19 protein-coding genes are annotated in these 19171 nt (G+C 70.1%); 6 read left to right on the top strand and 13 right to left on the bottom strand.

All coding sequences use genetic code 11. The features are described 5' to 3' along the window. Positions 1-29 precede the first annotated feature (29 nt). Positions 30-506 carry a MarR family winged helix-turn-helix transcriptional regulator gene (locus tag AB0D34_RS43545; protein WP_362672837.1) on the top strand — a complete coding sequence of 159 codons (477 nt, stop codon included), beginning with the start codon at positions 30-32 and terminating at the stop codon, positions 504-506. A 1-nt stretch (position 507) separates the two neighbouring features. On the opposite strand, the gene AB0D34_RS43540 is transcribed toward AB0D34_RS43545, so the two are convergent. Further along, on the bottom strand, positions 508-1653 hold the full coding sequence (locus AB0D34_RS43540) for a CapA family protein (RefSeq protein WP_362672834.1): 1146 nt from the start codon (positions 1651-1653) through the stop codon (positions 508-510). Positions 1654-1852: 199 nt separating this feature from the next. On the opposite strand from AB0D34_RS43540, the gene AB0D34_RS43535 reads away from it, so the two are divergent. From AB0D34_RS43535 to AB0D34_RS43525, 3 genes are all read left to right on the top strand, one after another. Further along, positions 1853-2398 (top strand): sigma-70 family RNA polymerase sigma factor, encoded by a 546-nt coding sequence (locus AB0D34_RS43535; RefSeq protein ID WP_362672832.1) that lies wholly within the window; start codon positions 1853-1855, stop codon positions 2396-2398. Between the two features lie 136 nt (positions 2399-2534). Next, positions 2535-3050: a hypothetical protein gene (locus tag AB0D34_RS43530; RefSeq protein WP_362672829.1), complete on the top strand. Its 516-nt coding sequence runs from the start codon at positions 2535-2537 to the stop codon at positions 3048-3050. Between the two features lie 151 nt (positions 3051-3201). Continuing rightward, positions 3202-3858 (top strand): zf-HC2 domain-containing protein, encoded by a 657-nt coding sequence (locus tag AB0D34_RS43525; RefSeq protein WP_362672826.1) that lies wholly within the window; start codon positions 3202-3204, stop codon positions 3856-3858. A gap of 18 nt (positions 3859-3876) precedes the next feature. Here the strand turns inward: AB0D34_RS43525 and AB0D34_RS43520 are convergent, their stop codons facing one another. The 3 genes from AB0D34_RS43520 to AB0D34_RS43510 all read right to left on the bottom strand — a co-directional run bounded on the left by AB0D34_RS43520 (position 3877) and on the right by AB0D34_RS43510 (position 7875). Next, the gene (locus tag AB0D34_RS43520) at positions 3877-4797 is read right to left on the bottom strand and encodes an endonuclease/exonuclease/phosphatase family protein (RefSeq protein WP_362672824.1); all 921 of its coding nucleotides are present in this window, start codon (positions 4795-4797) and stop codon (positions 3877-3879) included. A gap of 86 nt (positions 4798-4883) precedes the next feature. Then, complete coding sequence (locus AB0D34_RS43515; RefSeq protein ID WP_362672822.1) at positions 4884-5747, bottom strand: DNA-formamidopyrimidine glycosylase family protein; 864 nt, start codon at positions 5745-5747, stop codon at positions 4884-4886. A 40-nt stretch (positions 5748-5787) separates the two neighbouring features. Next, on the bottom strand, positions 5788-7875 hold the full coding sequence (locus tag AB0D34_RS43510; RefSeq protein WP_362672820.1) for a SpoIIE family protein phosphatase: 2088 nt from the start codon (positions 7873-7875) through the stop codon (positions 5788-5790). A 174-nt stretch (positions 7876-8049) separates the two neighbouring features. On the opposite strand from AB0D34_RS43510, the gene AB0D34_RS43505 reads away from it, so the two are divergent. After that, positions 8050-9471: a lipase maturation factor family protein gene (locus tag AB0D34_RS43505; protein ID WP_362672818.1), complete on the top strand. Its 1422-nt coding sequence runs from the start codon at positions 8050-8052 to the stop codon at positions 9469-9471. On the opposite strand, the gene AB0D34_RS43500 is transcribed toward AB0D34_RS43505, so the two are convergent. From AB0D34_RS43500 to AB0D34_RS43465, 8 genes are read right to left on the bottom strand one after another with little or no spacing between them, the layout of a single operon-like run. Next, positions 9459-10286, bottom strand: a complete 828-nt coding sequence (locus AB0D34_RS43500) for an amidohydrolase family protein (RefSeq protein ID WP_362672815.1) — start codon at positions 10284-10286, stop codon at positions 9459-9461. The genes AB0D34_RS43505 and AB0D34_RS43500 overlap by 13 nt on opposite strands. Beyond that, positions 10283-10597, bottom strand: a complete 315-nt coding sequence (locus AB0D34_RS43495) for an L-rhamnose mutarotase (RefSeq protein ID WP_362672812.1) — start codon at positions 10595-10597, stop codon at positions 10283-10285. The genes AB0D34_RS43500 and AB0D34_RS43495 overlap by 4 nt, the downstream gene beginning before the upstream one ends. Further along, on the bottom strand, positions 10594-11562 hold the full coding sequence (locus tag AB0D34_RS43490) for an aldo/keto reductase (protein WP_362672810.1): 969 nt from the start codon (positions 11560-11562) through the stop codon (positions 10594-10596). The genes AB0D34_RS43495 and AB0D34_RS43490 overlap by 4 nt, the downstream gene beginning before the upstream one ends. Further along, positions 11559-12314: an SDR family oxidoreductase gene (locus AB0D34_RS43485; protein ID WP_362672808.1), complete on the bottom strand. Its 756-nt coding sequence runs from the start codon at positions 12312-12314 to the stop codon at positions 11559-11561. The genes AB0D34_RS43490 and AB0D34_RS43485 overlap by 4 nt, the downstream gene beginning before the upstream one ends. Beyond that, entirely contained in the window at positions 12311-13678 is a 1368-nt protein-coding gene (locus AB0D34_RS43480; RefSeq protein WP_362672806.1) for an L-fuconate dehydratase, read from the bottom strand. The genes AB0D34_RS43485 and AB0D34_RS43480 overlap by 4 nt, the downstream gene beginning before the upstream one ends. A 35-nt stretch (positions 13679-13713) precedes the next feature. Then, a complete protein-coding gene (locus AB0D34_RS43475) occupies positions 13714-14739 on the bottom strand; it encodes an ABC transporter permease (protein ID WP_362672803.1) in 1026 nt (341 codons plus the stop codon). Then, positions 14732-16225 carry a sugar ABC transporter ATP-binding protein gene (locus tag AB0D34_RS43470; RefSeq protein WP_362672801.1) on the bottom strand — a complete coding sequence of 498 codons (1494 nt, stop codon included), beginning with the start codon at positions 16223-16225 and terminating at the stop codon, positions 14732-14734. Before AB0D34_RS43470 ends, AB0D34_RS43475 begins: the two co-directional genes overlap by 8 nt. Further along, on the bottom strand, positions 16222-17295 hold the full coding sequence (locus AB0D34_RS43465; RefSeq protein WP_362672799.1) for a sugar ABC transporter substrate-binding protein: 1074 nt from the start codon (positions 17293-17295) through the stop codon (positions 16222-16224). The genes AB0D34_RS43470 and AB0D34_RS43465 overlap by 4 nt, the downstream gene beginning before the upstream one ends. Positions 17296-17512: 217 nt before the next feature. On the opposite strand from AB0D34_RS43465, the gene AB0D34_RS43460 reads away from it, so the two are divergent. Further along, a complete protein-coding gene (locus AB0D34_RS43460) occupies positions 17513-18214 on the top strand; it encodes a FadR/GntR family transcriptional regulator (RefSeq protein ID WP_362672796.1) in 702 nt (233 codons plus the stop codon). A 257-nt stretch (positions 18215-18471) separates the two neighbouring features. Here the strand turns inward: AB0D34_RS43460 and AB0D34_RS43455 are convergent, their stop codons facing one another. After that, positions 18472-19068 (bottom strand): LysE family translocator, encoded by a 597-nt coding sequence (locus tag AB0D34_RS43455; RefSeq protein WP_362672794.1) that lies wholly within the window; start codon positions 19066-19068, stop codon positions 18472-18474. Positions 19069-19171: the final 103 nt, after the last annotated feature.

Below are 19171 nucleotides of genomic sequence, written 5' to 3'. Positions count from 1 at the left end.
GTCATGATGAATCGGTGCATGATGAGCGGGTGAACGACATCGACGAGCCACTGCCACCCGACGATCTCGGCAACCGGGTCAGCGAGGTGTTCGACCTGGTCGGCGCGCTCTACCGGCGCGGCCTGCGCAAACTGGAGCAGGACGAGGCGGTGGGCGGGGTGTCCGTCGGCGTGCGTTCCGTGCTCGTCCTGCTGCACAGGTACGGGCCCATGACGGTTCCTCAGATGGGCCGGATCATGGCGCTGACCCGGCAGTTCGTACAGCGCATGACCAATGACGCGATGGACCGGGGCTGGGTGGAGGCCACACCCAACCCCGCCCACCAGCGGTCCTCACTGATCCGGATCACGGACGAGGGCGTGGCCGTCATCACCGCGATCCTCGCGCGCGAGCACGCCCTGAACCGGCAGGTCGGCGGCGGCGAGCTCACCGACGCCGAACTCCGGGCGTGTGTACGTGTGTTGAAGGAGATGCTGCGGACCTTCGACCATGTGGACGTGGACTGAGCTACTGCCCCATCGTGAGCCCGTCCTTGCCCGCGCCCCGGCTCAACACGACCTCCCGGACGCGGTCGCGCACGCCGTTCAGATCGGCGCCCTGCGCGATCGCCCGGTTGAGGTTCACCACCCGCCCCGCGTCCACGTCGAACAGCTGCGGCACGAACTCCGCCTTCGTGACCCGCCAGCGCTCACCGGGCCGGGCTGGCGGGGCGAAGGTGAACCGGCCGAGCGTGGACTGGTTGCCGCGCGGGTCCTGGGCGCCCTCGTGGTTGAACATCTCACCGGCGATCTGGTCGCCCATGCCGTAGACCACCCAGGTGCCGTTGACCTTCTCGTACGCCTGCGGGACATGGGCGTGGGTGCCGAGGATCAGGTCGACGTCGGGGCGGGTGCCGGTGCGGGCGGCGGTCAGGTCGCGGGCCAGGGCCTGCTGCTGCTCGTCGGGCGCGTCCTGCCATTCGGTGCCCCAGTGCAGCGATACGACGACCACGTCGGCGCCCGCCTGCCGAGCGGCCCGGGCGTCCGCGAGGATCTTGTTCTCGTCCATGAGGTTGACCGCCCAGGGCTGCCCCTGGGGCAGCGGGAAGCCGTTGGTGTCATAGGTGTAGGCGAGGTGGGCGACCTTCGCCGGGCCGGCGCGCAGGACGGTGACCGTGTGCGCCTCCTGCTCGGTGCGGGCCGATCCGGCGTGCCGTACGCCCTCGCGGTCGAGGGTGTCGAGGGTGCGGCGGATGCCGTCGGCGCCGTCGTCGAGGCTGTGGTTGGAGGCGGTGGAGCAGGCGTCGTAGCCGGTGGCGGCGAGCCCCCGGGCCACCTCGGGCGGCGACTTGAAGGTCGGGTAGCCGGTGTAGTTCCCGTTCGCGCCGTAGACGGTCTCCATGTGACACAGCGCCAGATCGGCGCGGGAGACGACGGACCGGATGCCGGCGAGCATCGGACGGAAGTCGTAGCCGCCCCCGCCCGCGTCGAAGCGTGCCCGGTCGATGATCGAGCTGTGCGGCAGGACGTCACCGGAGGCGACGAGCGTGAAGCCGCGCGCTGCGGCGGACGGGGCCGGATGGCCGGGCGTGTCGTCGTCGTGCGCCTGGCAGGCGGCACCTCCGGCGAGAAGCGCCGTGAGGGCCAGGGCAACCTGCCGTCTGCGTGCAATCATCAGCTCACCCCACTGAGGTCATATTTACTGACGAATAGGTATGAGCTTGTTCGTGTCGGCAAACGGCCTGACCGCGTTGTTGACCCTTCCGGGGCGGAAGGGACCGTTCATCGAACCGTTCGTCGACGCGATCGACCGTCCGCCGCAGATCCTTGTGCGTGGCCTGTCCCCCGGCCCCGCGCTGAGGTGCCATACGGCCATGACGGCCGGAACCACCCTCACGCACGGGACGACCGCCGAGCACGAGCTCGCCGCACTGCAGCGGGAGCACGGCCGGCCCCTCTTCGCGCTCCTGCTCCGGCTCAGCGACGGCGACCGGCAACGCGCCGAGGACCTCGTGCAGGAGACCCTCGTACGCGCCTGGCAGCATCCCGAAGCGCTGCGGGCCGACGACTTCGACTCCGTACGGCCGTGGCTGCTGACCGTGGGACGGCGGCTCGCGATCGACGCGCGGCGGGCCCGGCAGGCGCGTCCGGCCGAGGTCGGCGACGCGGTGCTGGAGAACGCGCGGGTGTGCGCCGATCACGCCGAGCGGGCGGCCGCCACCCTCGACGTACGCGAGGCTGTGAAGACACTCACTCCGGAGCACCGTGAAGTCCTGGTGCTGGTGTATTTCCAGGGGGCGAGTGTGGCTGAGGCCGCCGAAGCCCTGGGGATTCCGCCCGGTACCGTGAAGTCCCGCGCGTACTACGCGCTGCGCGCCCTGCGCCGGGTGCTTCCGGGATACGCGGCCGACCTGCGGTGAAACCAATGGAAAAGTCAAACCTCCGTAAAGCGCCTTGCTGAAGACCCCGGTTGAGTAATCGGCTGTCCTCATCCGTGTTCCGGACTGGGGGCCCGGGGTCGGGCGACGCGCACGCACCGGAGGAAGGCAGGAAGGGATGCTGCACAGAGGTCAAGAGAGCACGGACGGCACCGGCGGCGGCGAACTCATCGTCCCCATGGCCTGGTTGTACGCCGAGTACATCGCCGACGAGCTGCTGCGGTCCGGCGATCTGATGCCGCCGACGTCCTTCGAGTTCCGCGCCGGGCGGGACGCGCTGGCGCTGACCGTTTTCCTCGCCGACACCGAAGGCGAGCTCTCCGGCATCCAGGTGGTCTCCCAGCTGGAGAACTGGCTGTCGCTGACGGCGTACGACCAGCCGTGGCAGGACTGGGTGTGCGAGCGGATGGCCGCGCTGACCGCCGAGGCGGTGGCCACCGGCGAGCCCTCACCGGATCTGGAGCTCGCGGCGGCGGCCTGGCGCTGGCTGGAGGAGACGGAGCTGCTCGCGCCCGATCTGAACGCCGTGCCGGGCGGTGGATCGGGGATCGGTGAGGACGAGGGTCCGAAGGTGTGGACACCGGCGTGGCAGCTCGGTCTGCCCCTCGGTCACCTCGCCATCCACCTTTTCTAGATTCCTTTCGATCCGGACCAATCCGCGGTGCCGACCGCTCCGAATCCCTTGGTCACGATTCGGTGGACGCCTTGAGTGATTCGGCGGGCTGGTGCGTACCGGTGGGAGCAAGCAGTAACCCCACCCACACTCAACGGCACGAGGTTTCCGCATGAGGTCCTTGGAGAGGCATCGCGACGTCGGCGCGTACGCGCTCGGCGTGCTGGACGAGGCGGAGGCCTTCCGCTTCGAGGACCACCTCATGGAGTGCCCCAGGTGCGCGGCACACGTGACGGAGTTCGGGCCCGTGACCCGCCAGATGATGCTGTACCGCCGGGCGACCCCGAGGGTCGTGCACCCGATGGCCCAGCCCGGCCCCCAGCTTCTCAACCGTCTCCTCGGCGAGGTCGCGGCACGTCACCGGGCCCGCCGCAGGCGGCTGCTGTACGCCGTGGCCGCCTCCGTCGTCCTCGCGGTGGGCGGTCCGACGCTCGCGTTCACGGCGGCGGGCGGCACCGCCGACAAGGACGTCAGCGTCGAGGCCACCGACGCCAAGTCCGGCGTGTGGGCCCAGGTCACCACGGAGGACGAGGACTGGGGCACCCAGGTGGAGCTCCAGGTCAAGGACGAGGCCGGCCCCCGCGCCTGTCACCTCGTGGCGATCAGCCGTGACGGCACGGAGGAGACGGTCACCGGCTGGAACGCCACCGGGCACGCCACCGGCGCCAACACCATGATGGGCAGTTCCACCTTCCACGCCGACCAGATCGACCACTACGAGGTGCGGACGTCGGGCGGCGAGCACCTGGTGACACTCGATCCCAACTGACGCCGGCCCGGAGTGAGTTCAGGTCACTTCGAAGTCGACGTAGGCGGGGCAGTGGTCCGAGGCCTTCGGCCGGTCCTGTCCGACGCCCGCGTAGCGCTCGCCCTCGTACTGGGTGGCCCGCAGGGGCATCCCTTTTCGGAAGATCACGGGCGGGCCCTGGACGGCGGCGGCGAGCGAGGTGGAGGGCAGCAGGTAGTCGAGCTGGCGGTACTCCTCCTTGTCGTCGTAGTAGTGCGTCCACTGCTCATCCTCGGGCAGCCGTTCCACCACGTTCTCGACCTGGGACCAGTGGACGAGGTCCTCGATGGCGGTGGTCTCGTCCAGGTAGTCGTTCAGGTCCCCCAGCACGACGAACGGCTGGTCACCAGGGCGCGTCCCGAAGCGTTTCTTGACGATCTTCAGGACCTCGGCGGCCTGGCGGACCCGCTTGCCGTGCGTTTCGGCGCGGCCGCCCATCATGGACTTGAGGTGGTTGACGAAGAGCGTGATCGTCAGGTTCTGCGACACCCTGACGTCGACCTCCAGGCAGTCCCGGGAGAACAGCTGCTTCGTCGGCACGTCCGGGTCGCGCAGGTGCTGATACGAACGGATGTGTGTGATCGGCAGTTTGGAGAGCACGGCTACGTCTATGAGACGCGGGTCGTTGCCGTCCACGCCGGCGGCATAGGGGTACTCGGCGTTCCCCCCGAGGAACTCGGTGCGGAAGTGCTTGAGGGTGTCGACGTTCTCGACCTCCTGGAGCGCGATCACGTCCGCCTTCAGATCACGGATCGCCCTGCCGGTGATGGCTTTGCTCTCCACACCCAGTTCCTGGAACTTGATGCGGTCGACAACCCAACCGCGGGTGTTGGCCTCGCTCGGATCGACGTTGTCCCTGAAGCGCCAACGCGCGAACAGGTTCTCGCAGTTGAACGTGGCCAGGCGCACTGTGCTGGACATGGGCCCCTCCACGGGGGTGGTGTCCGATGGGAAGTCCGCGCGGATACTTCCAGCGTCCTGCCGGCCCAGTGGTTCGGCAAGTCGGGTCACTTGAGCAGTCGGGACATCCTGCGGTCCGCCAGCGGCTTGCCGCCCGTCTGGCAGGTCGGGCAGTACTGGAGCGAGGAGTCGCTGAAGGAGACCTCGCGAATGGTGTCGCCGCACACGGGGCAGGGCTCGCCGGTACGGCCGTGGACGCGCAGGCCGGACTTCTTCTCCGCCTTCAGACGGCCCGCCGCCACGCCCCGGGAGCGCTCGACCGCCTCGGTGAGGGTGGCGCGCAGGGCCTCGTAGAGCCGGGTGGTCTCCTGCGGTGTGAGGGTCGAGGTGGGCTTGAAGGGGGACATCCTCGCGGCGTGCAGGATCTCGTCGCTGTACGCGTTGCCGACGCCGGCGATCAGGCTCTGGTCCCGCAAGGCGCCCTTGAGCTGCCGTCGTTCGCCCTTGAGCAGTGCGGCGAGACGGGCCTCGTCGAAGTCCTCGGCCAGGGGGTCGGGGCCCAGCCGCGCCACCCCGGGGACCTCCTGCGGGTCCCGTACGACGTACACCGCGAGACGCTTCTGCGTGCCCGCCTCCGTGAGGTCGAAGCCCGCGCCGGTTTCCAAGGCCACACGCAGGGCGAGGGGGCCCTTGCCGGGTCGGGGCGGGCCGTCGGGGAGGCGGTCCTTCCAGTGCAGCCAGCCCGCGCGGGCCAGGTGGGTGACGAAACGCGGGCCGCCCTGCGTCTCCAGGTCCAGGAACTTGCCGTGGCGGTGCACGGCGACCACCTCTTGGCCCTCGAGGGCGGTGAGGGGAGGGTCGTACGTCTTCAGGACGCTGATGGCGACCGGCAGGACGCGCATGATCTCGTGGCCGACCAGGTTCTCGGTGAGGAAGTCCTTGAGCGCTTCCACCTCGGGGAGTTCCGGCATACGTCCAGAGTGCCACCGGGGGCGGCTGTGGTCAGCCGGGTCAGCCGCGCTCCGGCACCACGAACTCGCACCACACGCACTTCCCGCCGCCCCGCGCCTCCACGCCCCACACGTCGGAGATCAGGTCGACCAGGAGCAGGCCCCGGCCGGAGACCCCCGACTCCCCCGCCTCCCGGCGGCGTGGCAGGGCGCTGGAGGAGTCCTCGACCTCGACGCGCAGCCGCCGGTCGGAGCGGGTCAGAACCCGCAGGGTGACGATCGCGGAGCCCTCGGTGTGCATCAGGGCGTTGGTGATCAGCTCGTCGGCGATCAGTTCGATCTCGTCACAGCGCTCCCGTGCGCCCCAGGCGCCGACCGCGGCCCGGATCATGTGCCGGGCCTGGGTGAGGGCCTCGGGGTCGCCGGGCGCCACGTGCTGCTGGAGGCGGCTGCCGGCCTGCGGGGCGTCCACGCCGCGGCGGCGCAGCAGGAGCAGGGCCACGTCGTCGTCGCCGCCGCGTTCCTCGGCCACGTCGATGAGCCGGTCGGCGAGCTCCCAGACGTCGTCGGGGCCGGCGGCGACGACGTCCGTGAGGGTCTGCATGCCGTCGTCGAGGTCGGCGCCGGGCTCTTCGACGAGACCGTCGGTGCACAGCAGCAGGGTGGCCCCGGGGTCGAGTTCCACGGTGGTCACGGCGTAGTCGAGCTGCCCGAACTCGGCGGACAGGCCCAGCGGGAGCCCGCCTTCCACGGTCACCCGGCGACAGTTGCCGTCCGGCTGCCGGACCAGGGGGTCGATGTGACCGGCCCGGACCACCTGGACGACTCCGGTGGACAGGTCGGCCTCGGCGTACAGGCAGGTCGCGAAGCGGGCGGTGTCCAGCTCGTGCAGGAAGACGGAGGCCCGGGCCATCACCGTGGCCGGGGTGTGCCCCTCGGCCGCGTAGGCCCTGAGCACGATCCGCAGCTGGCCCATGACGGCGGCGGCGTGGGTGTCGTGGCCCTGGACGTCCCCGATGACGGCGCCGACGCGGCCGCCGGGCAGCGGGATCAGGTCGTACCAGTCGCCGCCGATGTCCCGGCCCAGCGAGCCCTCGGCACTGGCGGCCCGGTAGCGGACGGCCACGTCGGCGCCGGGGACGCTGGGAATGGTCCGGGGCAGCATGGCCTGCTGGAGGCCGGTGGCGAGGTCCTTCTCCTGCTCGTACAGCATGGCCCGCATCAGGCTCTGGGCGATGCTGCTGCCGAGGGCGATGAGGACGTTGCGGTCCTCGGGGGTGAAGCCGTAGCGGTCGCTGTAGAGCAGGCCCATGGCGCCGATCGGCCGGGCCTCGGCGATGAGCGGCAGATAGGCGGCGGAGGTGATGTTCAGGCCGGTGATGTGCGGCCACAGGATCGGGTAGCGGTCCGCGAACTCCTCCGGTGACTCGATGAACCGCGGGCTGAGCGTGCGCACGACCTCGCTCATCGGGTACGGCTCGTCGATCCGGGTGATGTCGGTGCCGGGCACGAAACTGCCCGCGGGGCCCTCCGCGATGAGCCGGATCCGGCCGGCCTCGACGAGCCCCATGACCAGGCTGGTGGCGCCGAGGTGGGTGAGGCCGTGGGTGTCCTTGAGGACGTCGATGACGTCCTGGACGGTCCTGGCGTGGGCGAGCGCGGCGGTGGTGAGCTGGACGACGTTGGTCTGCCGGCGCAGGGCCTCGTCCTGGGCGGCCTGCTCTCGGCGGGCCTCCAGCTCGCTCATCTCCTGGGTGGCGTCGCGGACGATGCCGACGATCCGGCGCGGGCGGCCCGTCTCGTCGCGGCGGATGTAGCCCTGGGTGTGGGTCCAGCGCAGGCTGCCGTCGCGGCAGCGCAGGCGGAAGTAGGTGCCGTAGTTCTCGCTGCCGTCCTTGATCGCCTGGGAGACCAGGGCGTCAAGCCGGTGGGCCTCGGCCCTCGGCACCCGGACGGCGAGGCTCACGGGGTTGTCGTCGTATTCGTCGGGGCGCAGGTCGAAGACTTCGTGGGCCTGGGCGTCCATGTGGAACAGGCCGGTGTCCAGGTCCCAGTCGAAGCTGCCCATGCGGTTGAGCGCCAGGATCGGATCCGGGTGGGCGGGCCAGTCGTCCGGGAGTGACAGGGCGCTCGCTCCCCGATCAACCATGGGGCCACCTTGCCAGGATTCCTCCGATTCTTCGACCGGGGCGGGCACCGAACCCCACACTGGATGATTTGCCACTATTGTCCACTTCATCCGCTTGGGTTACGCAAGCGGATGGGAGGTACACAAAGAGTCACCCAGGGTTCCGGCGCGACAATGGAGGCAGGAGAGCACGCCGTGGACTGGTTCACCGCACCCGAGTACTGGCTGAGCCGGCTGGTCTTCCAGCGGGCTCTGGCCGGGCTGTACTTCGTCGCGTTCCTGGCGGCGGCCCTGCAGTTCCGGGCGCTGCTCGGGGAGCGCGGGATGCTGCCGGTCCCGCGTTTTGTCGCGCGGGTGCCGTTCCGGCGGGCGCCCAGCCTCTTCCAACTCCACTACTCGGACCGCTTCTTCGCGGGGTGCGCGTGGACGGGATGCGCTGTCGCCGTGGCGCTGGCGGCGGGGCTCGACTCCCGACTGCCGCTGTGGGGCGGGATGCTGCTCTGGCTGGTGCCGTGGCTGCTGTATCTGTCGATCGTCAACGTGGGTCAGACCTGGTACGGCTTCGGCTGGGAGTCCCTGCTCCTCGAGGTCGGTTTCCTCGCGGTGTTCCTCGGCAACGACGAGGCGGCCCCGCCGGTCCTGGTGTTGTTCCTGCTGCGCTGGATCCTGTTCAGGGTCGAGTTCGGCGCGGGCCTGATCAAGATGCGGGGAGACCCCTGCTGGCGCAAGCTCACCTGCCTCGACCACCACCACGAGACCCAGCCGATGCCGGGTCCGCTGAGCTGGTTCTTCCACCACCTGCCCCGGCCGCTGCACCGGGTGGAGGTGGCCGCGAACCATGTCACCCAACTCGCCGTGCCCTTCCTGCTGTTCACCCCGCAGCCGATCGCCACGGCGGCCGCTTCCCTGATGATCGTGACCCAGCTGTGGCTGGTGCTGTCGGGCAACTTCGCCTGGCTGAACTGGATCACCATCGTCCTGGCCGTGCCGGCGCTGGACCTCCCGCACCGTGCGCCGGACGTGCCCGCCACCCCGCTCTGGTACGAGGTCGTGGTCCTCGCCGTCGCCGCACTCCTGCTGGGCCTGAGCTACCACCCGGTCCGCAACATGCTCTCCCGCCGCCAGATCATGAACCGCTCCTTCGACCCGCTCCATCTCGTCAACACCTACGGCGCGTTCGGCAGCGTCAGCCGTGTCCGCTACGAGGTGGTGGTCGAGGGCACGGCGGACGAGGTACCCCGCAGGGACTCCGAGTGGCTGGAGTACGAGTTCAAGGGCAAGCCGGGCGCTCCTCGGCACTGGCCGCGCCAGTTCGCCCCCTACCATCTGCGCCTGGACTGGATGATGTGGTTCGCCGCGCTGTCCCCGGCGTACGCCGAGTCGTGGTTCGGCACGATGGTCGAACGGCTCCTGGAGAACGACCCGGCCACGCTGAGGCTGTTGCGCCGCTCGCCGTTCCCGGCGGACGCCCCGCCCCGCTATGTGCGGGCCCGCCTCTTCCGGTACCGGTACACGACATGGCGGGAGCTGCGGGAGACGGGGGCGTGCTGGGAGCGGACGTACGTGCGGGAGTATCTGCCGCCGACGCGGCTGACGGAGACGGTTCAGAGGTGGTAGACACGGACGGCGGTGCCCTCGAAGATCTGGTCGCTGTCGTGACCGCCGGTCAACTGTCGGGCAGCGTCCAGGACTTCACCGTAGGTTGCCGCGAGCGTGCACACCGGCCAGTCCGAGCCGAACATCAGGCGGTCCGGGCCGAACGCGTTCAGGACCGTGTCGGCGTAGGGGCGCAGGTCGTGGGTCGTCCAGGTCGCGAGGTCCGCCTCGGTGACCATGCCGGAGAGTTTGCAGACGGTGTTGGGGAGGGCGGCCAGGGCGCGGACGTCGGTCGCCCAGGGTTCCAGGGCGCCGGAGGCGATCGGCGGCTTGCCCAAGTGGTCCAGCACGAAGGTCAGCCCGGGCAGCGACTGGGCCGCCTGGACGCAGGCGGGGAGTTGGTGCGGGAGGACCACCAGGTCGTAGACCAGTCCGGCGTCGGCCACGGCGGCCAGGCCCCGGCGGACGTCCGGGCGCAGCAGCCACTGGGAGTCCGGTTCGCCCTGGACCTGGTGGCGGATGCCCTTGAGGTACCGGCCGCCGGGGAGTCCGCGCAGCCGTGTCAGCTCGTCGGCGACGTCGGGGCGGGTCAGGTCGGTCCAGCCGACGACGCCCGCGATGAGCTCGTGTTCGGCCGCGAGGGCCAGGAACTCGGGGGTCTCCTCGGGCACGGTGACCGTCTGGACGAGGACCGTGCGGCCGACGCCCGCCGCGCGGGCCTCGGGTGCCAGGTCCTCGATCGTGAAGGTCCGTCGCAGCGGGTTGTCCGGGGCGATCCAGTCCTGGTCCCGCACGGAGAGGTCCCACACGTGGTGGTGCACGTCCACGACCGTCAAGGCAGCTCCCACACGACGGGCAGGCCGGCGTCGGCGCCCTCGCCGGAGTAGTCGTGCACCACGTCCAGGAGTTCGGCCATACGGGCCTGCCACGTGACGTTCACCGGCAGCTTCTCCAGTTCGGCGAGGAGGCGGCCGTAGTCCTCGCACTCCAGGACGTGGAAGAGGTCGGTGCCGCTGCGCCAGATCGTCCACGAGGTGGCCCCGGCGGCACGGATGGCGTCGGTGAGTTCGACGGGCACCTCGCGGTGGGCGGCCTCGTACTCGTCGATGCGGTCCGCGCGGACCTTGGTGTGCAGGGCGACTCTCATGACGGCTCCTCGGTGGTGAGCAGGCCCTTGTCCCGAAGCTCCTGCCAGAAGGCCGCGGGTACGGGCGTGGTGAACTGGTGGGCCGCGTCCCGGACTTCGTCGGCCGAGCGGGCACCCACCAGGACGCTCGCGACGGCCGGATGGGCGGCGCAGAAGGCCAGGGCGGCGGCTCGGAGGCTGATGCCGTGCCGCTCGGCGATCTCCTTCATACGCAGAGCCCGGTCGAGCAGGTCCCCCGGTGCCTGCGCGTAGTTGTACGTCGATCCCGGCCGCGGGTCCGCCAGCAGACCCGAGTTGAAGGCACCGCCGACGACCACCGACACCCCTCGCTCCACCGCGGCGGGCAGCAGTTCGGTGAGCGCGCTCTGGTCGAGCAGGGTGTAGCGGCCGGCGCACAGCACCACGTCGACGTCGGTGTCGCGCACGAAGCGGGTGAGCATCTCCGCCTGGTTCATGCCGGCGCCGATCGCCCCGACCACGCCCTGCGAACGCAGCTTCTCCAGGGCCGGATAACCCTCACGGAAGGCCTCTTCGGCGTGGTCGTCGGGGTCGTGGAGGTAGACGACGTCCACGCGGTCCAGGCCGAGCCGTTCGAGGCTGGCGTCGAGGGTGCGCCGTACGCCGTCGGCCGAGAAGTCCCAGACTCTGCGCTGCGTGGCGGGCACCGCGAAGGCGTTGGCCAGGTCGTCACCGCCGTCCGTGGCCGGCTCCAGTCGGCGGCCCACCTTCGTGGAGAGCGTGAACTCCGCGCGCGGGTAGGCCTTCAGGGCCTCCCCCAGCCGCCGTTCCGACAGTCCGAGGCCGTAGTGCGGGGCGGTGTCGAAGTAGCGGATGCCGCTGTCCCAGGCCGCAGTCACCGCCTCGTGCGCCTGGTCGTCGGTCACCTCGGTGAAGAGGTTGCCGATGACGGCGCCGCCGAAGGCCAGTCCGCTGACCCGGACGCCGCTGCCGCCGAGCGTGTTCACTGGCCCACCGGCCTCAGGCGCAGGCCCTGCATACCGCCGTCGACGGCGAGGGAAGTGCCGGTGGTGGCACCCGAGAGCGGGCTCGCCAAGTAGGCGATGGCACCGGCGACCTCGTCCGCCGAGACGAGCCGGCCGGTGGGCTGACGGGCCTCCAGGGCGGCGCGTTCGGCGGCCGGGTCGGGGGCCTTGGAGAGCAGGCGGCCGATCCACGGGGTGTCCGCGGTGCCGGGGTTGACGCAGTTGACGCGGATGCCCTCGCGGACGTGGTCGGCGGCCATGGCGAGGGTCAGGGAGTACACCGCGCCCTTGGTCGCGCTGTACAGCGCCCGCTGCGGCAGGCCCGCGGTGGCCGCGATGGAGGAGGTGTTCACGATCGCCGCATGGGCGGACTCACGCAGGTGGGGCAGGGCGGCACGCGCGACCCGGACCATGCCGACGACGTTGACGTCGAGGACGCGGTGCCATTCCTCGTCGTCGTTGTCCGCGACGGTGCCCTGGGCGCCGATGCCCGCGTTGTTGACCACGACATCGAGACCGCCCAGGTCGGCCGCGGCAGCGGCGACGGCCGCGCGCACCGAGGCGTCGTCGGTGACGTCGGCGCGGTAGGCGAGCAGCGGCTTCTGCACCGAGGACGGGTCCAGGTCCAGGACGGCGACCTGGGCGCCGCGGGCGGCGAGGAGTTCCGCGGTGGCCCGGCCGATACCGGAGGCCCCGCCGGTCACCAGGGCCTTGAGACCCTCGAAGTCGGTCATGCCGCCTGTCCCTTCTTGTGCGCGTCATCGGTCTTGTGCGCGTCATCGGCGAGGTCTTCTGCCCAGAAGCCGCCGTCCGGGAACGTGTACCGCGCGATGGACTCGGGGCGCATGGCGGCCGAGAAGCCCGGCGCGGTGGGTGCCGTGTAGTGGCCGTCCCTGATCACCACGGCATCGAGGAAGTGGTCGTGCAGATGGTCGACGTACTCGATGACCCGGTTCTCGGTGGTGCCGGTGAGGGCCACGTAGTCGAACATCGAGAGGTGCTGGACGAGTTCGCACAGTCCGACCCCGCCCGCGTGCGGGCAGACCGGCACGCCGAACTTGGCGGCGAGGAGGAGGATCGCAAGGTTCTCGTTCACCCCGCCGACGCGGGCCGCGTCGATCTGCACCACGTCCAGCGCGCCCGCCTGGAGGAGCTGCTTGAAGACCACCCGGTTCTGGACGTGCTCGCCGGTGGCGACCTTCACCGGGGCGACCGCCTTGCGGACGGCCGCGTGGCCGAGGATGTCGTCGGGGCTGGTGGGCTCCTCGATCCAGTACGGGTCGAACTCGGCGAGCGCCTTGGTCCAGCGGATCGCCTCGTCGACGTCCCAGCGCTGGTTGGCGTCGATCGCCATGCGGATGCCGGGGCCGACGACCTGGCGGGCGACCCGGCAGCGCCGTATGTCGTCCTCCAGGTCCGCGCCGACCTTCAGCTTGATCTGCCGGAACCCGTCGGCGACGGCCTGGGCGGCGAGCCGGGTGAGCTTCTCGTCGTCGTAGCCGAGCCAGCCGGCGGAGGTGGTGTAGGCGGGATAGCCGCGCTCCAAGAGCCTCTCTGCGCGCTCGTCCGATCCCGCACGCCCCCGCCGCAGGATCTCCAGCGCCTCCTCAGGGGTGAGCGCGTCCGTGAGGTAGCGGAAGTCGATCTGGGCGACGAGCCACTCGGGGTCGCCCTCGGCCAGCAGCCGCCACAGCGGCTTGTCCGCGCGTTTGGCGGCCAGGTCCCACACGGCGTTGACGACCGCGCCGATCGCCATGTGCATCACGCCCTTCTCGGGTCCGAGCCAGCGCAACTGGCTGTCGCCGATCAGGTCGCGGTTCAACGTCCCCGGGTCCGCGCACAGTTCCTCGACGGACCGTCCGACCACATGCCCGCGCAGCGCCTCGATCGCGGCGACCTGGACCTCGTTGCCCCGCCCGATGGTGAAGGTGAATCCGTGCCCCTCGTGCCCGTCGGCCGCATCCGTGCGCAGCACGACGTAGGCCGCCGAGTAGTCGGGGTCCGGGTTCATCGCGTCGGAGCCGTCGAGCTCGCGCGAGGTGGGGAAGCGGATGTCGTAGGTGTCGACCGCGGTGATGCGGGCGGGGGTCGAGGACACGGAAGGCCTTTCGGTAGGGGACGGGGCGGGCGGGCTCAGTCCTGGGCACGCCCTGTCGTCACACGGGCGATCATGAGGGCGACCAGGATGATCCCGCCGTAGATGGCCTGGATCCAGAACGACGGCACCTGGGCGAGCGTGAGCAGGTTCTGTACGACACCCAGCAGGAGTACGCCGGTCAGGGCGCCGAACATGGTGCCCTTGCCACCGTCGAGGCTGATGCCGCCGATCACCGCGGCCGCGAACACGGTGAAGATCATGTTCTGGCCCTGGTTGGCGCTGATCGCGCCGACGTAGCCGGTCTGCATGATCCCGCCGACGGAGGCGAGGACACCGGCCACGACGAAGACGCCCAGCATGACGCGCTCGACGCGGATGCCGGCGGCGCGGGCCGCGTCGGCGTTGCCGCCGATGGCGTACAGGGAGCGGCCGATGCGGTGGTACTTGAGCACGAACCCGGTGACGGCGAAGGCGACCGCGGCGAGCCAGACCGACATCGGGATGTTGAGGAAGGTGGTCGTGGCCAGGGAGTAGAAGCTGTCCGGCATGCCGAAGAGGGTCTTGCCCTTGGTCGCGCCGACGAGCAGTCCGCGCAGCACGATCAGCATCGCGAGCGTCACGATGAACGCGTTGAGCTTGAACTTGACGACCAGGATGCCGTTGAAGGCACCGACCGCCGCGCCGACGACGAGGACCGCGAGCAGGGCGAGGGCGGCGGGGAACTCGGTGCCCCAGCCGGACTGGGCGACCGGCAGGATGAGAAGCGCTCCTACGGCGGGCGCGATGCCGACGACCGACTCCAGGGACAGGTCGAACTTGCCGGTGATGAGGACCAGCGACTCGGCGAGGACCACCATCGCGAGGGCGGCCGAGGCGCCGAGGATCGAGATCAGGTTGCGCTCGGTGAGGAACGAGTCGTTGACGAACGCGCCGAGCACCATGAGCAGCAACAGGGCGGGGACGAGGGCGAGTTCGCGGGCTCGGCGCAGCAGGACCGTCCGGGCCGCCCGCGCCTCGGGCACCCGCACCTGCTTCACCGGCGGCGCCTGGGTGTCAGCCATGGTGGTCCACTCCTTCGATGGAGGCGATCAGCTCGTGGTCGCGCCAGCCGGCCGGGTGCTCGGCGACCACGCGGCCGTGGAAGAGGACGAGGACGCGGTCGCAGCGGCGCAGGTCGTCCAGTTCGTCGGAGACGACGAGGACCGCCGTGCCGTCGTCGCGGGCGGTGTCCACGCGGGAGAGCAGGGACTCCTTCGACTTCACGTCGACGCCCGCGGTGGGGTTGATGAGCACCAGCAGACGGGGGTCGGAGGCGAGGGCGCGGGCCATGACGACCTTCTGCGCGTTGCCTCCGGACAGGTCGGAGACGGGCTGCTCGGGGCCCTCGGTGTGGATGTCGAGGCGGTCGATCAGCTCGGTGGCGAAACCGCGTTTGCGCTCGGTGCCGACGAAGCCGTACCGGCCGAGCCGGTCCAGGACGCTGAGAGTGGCGTTGTCGCCGATGGTCATGCCGAAGACCAGGCCCTGGGCGTGCCGGTCGCGCGGCACGAACCCGACGCCCGCCTGCAAGGAGGCCTGCACATCGCCGAACGGCAGTGGCCTGCCGTCGAGTTGTGCCGTACCCCCGGTCGGCGTGTGGAGTCCCGTGAACGACTCGGCGAGCTCGATCTTGCCGCTGCCGCTGATGCCGGCGAGACCGACGACCTCGCCGCGACGGACGGTGAGGTCGACGTCCTGGTAGGCGTCGGAGGTCAGGCCCCGGGCGTCGAGAAGAACCGGGGCGCCGTCTTCAACGCCCCTGATGTCCACGGCCTGTTCGGCGATGGTCTCACCGGCCATGGCCTCGATCAGGGCCCCCCGGGGCATGTCGGCGACCGGTGCCGTGGTGATCCAGCGGGCGTCCCTGAGGACCGTCACCGTCTGGCACACCTCGTACACCTCCTGGAGGTGGTGCGAGATGAACAGGAAGGTGACACCGGAGTCCTGGAGCGCGCGCATCCGGCCGAAGAGCCGCTCGATCTCCCGCTTGTCGAGCTGCGCGGTCGGCTCGTCGAGGACGATGAAGCGGGCGCCGAAGCTCAACGCCCTTGCGATCTCCACCATTTGACGGTCCTCGACCTTGAGGTCGGCGGTGCGCGCCTCCGGGTCGACGCGCACGTCCCAGGTGTCGAGGAGTTCGGCGGCCTCCTTCCGCAGCCTGCGCCAGCTGATGAACCCCTTTTCCAGAGGCTGCCGGTTGATGAAGAGGTTCTCGGCGACCGTCAACTCGGGTACGACGGTGGGCTTCTGGTAGACGCAGGCGACCTTGCTCCGCCAGGCGTCCCGGTCGGCGAGCGGTGGCGCGGGCTCGCCGTCGAAGCGGACGGTGCCCTCGTCGGGGGCCTGGAGACCGGTGAGGATCGTGACGAGGGTGGACTTGCCCGCGCCGTTGCGGCCGACGAGGGCATGGGACTCGCCGGGCAGGACGGTGAGGCGGCCGTCGGCGAGGGCGGTGGTGGGGCCGTACCGTTTGACGACCCCCTGAGCCTCAACGAGTGGGGTGCTCATTTGACCGTGTTGCCCCACAGCTTGGGGTCGTCGACGTTGTCCTTGGTGACCAGGGGCGCGGGCAGCTGGTCCTCCAGGATTCCGCCGGCCAGCTTGACGATCGTGGAGTCGTGGTCGGTCGGTCCTGGCTTGAAGGTCTTACCCTCCATCGCCGCCTTGATGTAGTACATGCCGTACTTGGCGTACAGGTCGGCCGGCTGGGAGACGGTGGCGTCGATCTCGCCCTTACGGATGGCGTCGTACTCCTGCGGGATGCCGTCGTTGGAGACGATGGTGATGTGGCCCGCGGTGCCCGCCTTCTTCAGCATCCCCTTGGACTTCAGGGTCTGCAGGGTCGGCGCGAGGTAGACACCGCCGGCCTGCATGTAGATGCCCTTGATGTCGGGGTTGGCGTTCAGGAGGGTGCTCAGCTGCGAGGCGGCCGTGTCGGACTCCCACTTGGCGGGGATCTCCAGGACCTTCAGCTTCGGGAAGTTCTTCTTCACGCAGGCCCGGAAGGCCTCGGAGCGGTCGCGGCCGTTGACGGAGGCCAGGTCGCCCATGATCTGCACGACCTTGCCGGACGGGATCTTCTCCCCGAGGTACTGGCAGGCCTTCTCGCCGTACGACACGTTGTTCGCGCGTACGACCATGGCGACCTTGCCCTTGTCGGGGGCCACGTCGACGGCGACGACCGGGACGCCCTTGCGTTCGGCCTGGTCGAGGCCGGCCTCGATGGCGGCGCTGTCCAGCGGGGCGACGACCAGGCCCTTCACGCCCTGGTTGAGCTCGTTGTTGATGTCGGTGATCTGCTGGGAGGGGTCGCTGTTGGAGTTGACCGTCTTCAGCGTGTCCACCCCCTCGGACTTGGCCATCTTGGGCACGTAGTCGTTGTACGACTGCCAGAACGGCGAGGTCAGCAGCGGCAGGATCACGCCTACCTTGCCGGTCCCGTCGCCTCCCTCGCTGCCGGCGCTGCCGGTGTCCTTGGTGCTGCCGCACGCGGCGAGCACGAGCGAGGCGCTCGCGGCCGCGGCCACCGCGCCGATGATCCGAAACCTGTTCCGCTTCCCCACTGTCCTGCCGGGCATCTGGCGGCTCCTCGTTGAGCGTGCTTCGCGTGGTCGAGCATGAGCGTGTTCGAGCAGATGACGGCATACTTATCAGACCACTCACCGTTGGCAATACCCTTCGACGGCACATTTTCCCCACTTCCGGCCATAGTGGTCCGACCACATCGGCGGTTAGACTGCGGCGCACCGGTGGGTGGCATCCCGGTGGGTGGCATCCGGCGAGTGGAGGAGTGGCGTGGACGAGACAGCCCCGCAGAAGGGCACCGTGACGCAGCGCGCCATCGAGCAGATCAAGGCGATGATCGGCGAGGGCCGCCTGGAGCCGGGCCAGCGGCTGCCGACCGAGCGTGATCTGGCGGTCCAGCTGGGCATCTCCCGCAGTTCGATGCGGGAGGCGATCCGCGCGCTGACGGTCCTGGGGGTACTGGAGGCGCGGCACGGCTCCGGCATCTACGTCACCCAACTGGAGGCCGGTGACCTCCTGGAGACCTTCGGCGTGGTCGCCGACCTGTCCCGGGGCCCGCGTCTGGTGGAGCTCCTGGAGGTCCGCCGCATCCTGGAGTCCACGGCGACCGCGCTGGCCGCCGCCCGCATCACCCCCGACCAGCTCGCCGAGGTGGAGAAACACCTCACGGCGATGAACGCCACCGACGACCCCGAGGAGATCCTCGCCCACGACCTGGCCTTCCACCGTGAGATCGCGGTGGCGGCCGGCAACGACACGATGGCGGCGATCCTGGAGGGCCTGTCGTCCAGGACCTTCCGGGCGCGGGTGTGGCGTGGCTATCAGGAGGAAGGCGCGTTCGAACGGACGCGCAGGGAGCACGCGGCCATCCATCGCGCACTGGTGGCCCACGACCCGGAGGCGGCCCGAGCGGCGGCCGCCGCGCACGTGGGCGAGGTGGAGGAGTGGCTGCGGGCGCAGTTGACGTCCTAGCCGTGCTTCGTTAGCTCTCCCGATCTTTCCTGGTGAACGGCGTGCTGGTGGGTGTGAAGCTTGGGGAGGTGGAACGGCTCAGTGCCATCTGGCATGCAGGCTCTGCAGCAGTTCGTGAACCAGGAGTGGGCGGGTGACTCGCCCCCAAAGGCACGTACGCCCGCACCAGCTGCGGCTGCCCCCTCACCACAAGCACGCGGCCGACGCCCGCGCCAATCCGCCTCCGCGCGCCGGTGTCACCTGCGCGCGGCCATGACTCAGGCCGACACAGGCGTACGGGACACGGCAGTGCGCAGCGCGAAGACACCGAGCAAGCCGCCTGATGTGAGCCGCTGAGCGGTCATCACGCGGGGCCGGGCGGCCAGAAACCCCGAAACCCGGGCTGCGCCCAGCATGATCAGAGCGTTCACGGAGATCCCCACGATGATCTGCACACCACCGAGCTGGAGCAGTTGCGCCCAGTCCGGGCCCGCCTGCGGATCCATGAACTGGGGCAGAAGAGCGGCGTACATGAGAGCGATCTTGGGGTTGAGCAGGTTGGTCAGGAGCCCCATCGAGAACAGGCGGGTGTCAGAGACCGGAGGCAGGTCCTGGTCCGGGGCGAAGGGCGAGCGGCCACCGGGCTTGAGCATGCCCCAGGCAAGGTAGGCCAGGTAGGCGGCCCCGGCGAGCTTGACCAACGTGAACGCCAGCGGCACGGCGGCGAACAACGCGGACAGGCCCGCGGCCGCGGCCAGCAGGTAGCACAGGAATCCCACCCCGGTCCCACTCAGGCTGACCAGGCCCGCCCTACGGCCTTGGGTGATCGCGCGAGAGGCAAGGTGGATCATGTTCGGTCCCGGAGTCAGGGCCATGCCCAGTTTGAAGTTTCCCCGTGATCTCGGACACGTGATCGTTATGCCGCGAGGGCGTGCTGATGCCGCTGCCTGGTCTCGGCCGGGGTGAGGTAGCCGAAAG

The sequence above is a fragment of the Streptomyces sp. NPDC048420 genome, assembly GCF_040651535.1.
In the GTDB taxonomy this organism is placed as follows: Bacteria; Actinomycetota; Actinomycetes; order Streptomycetales; family Streptomycetaceae; genus Streptomyces.
The sequence above is the reverse complement of the archived record's forward strand: the minus strand, read 5'-3'. Positions and strand labels throughout refer to the sequence as shown.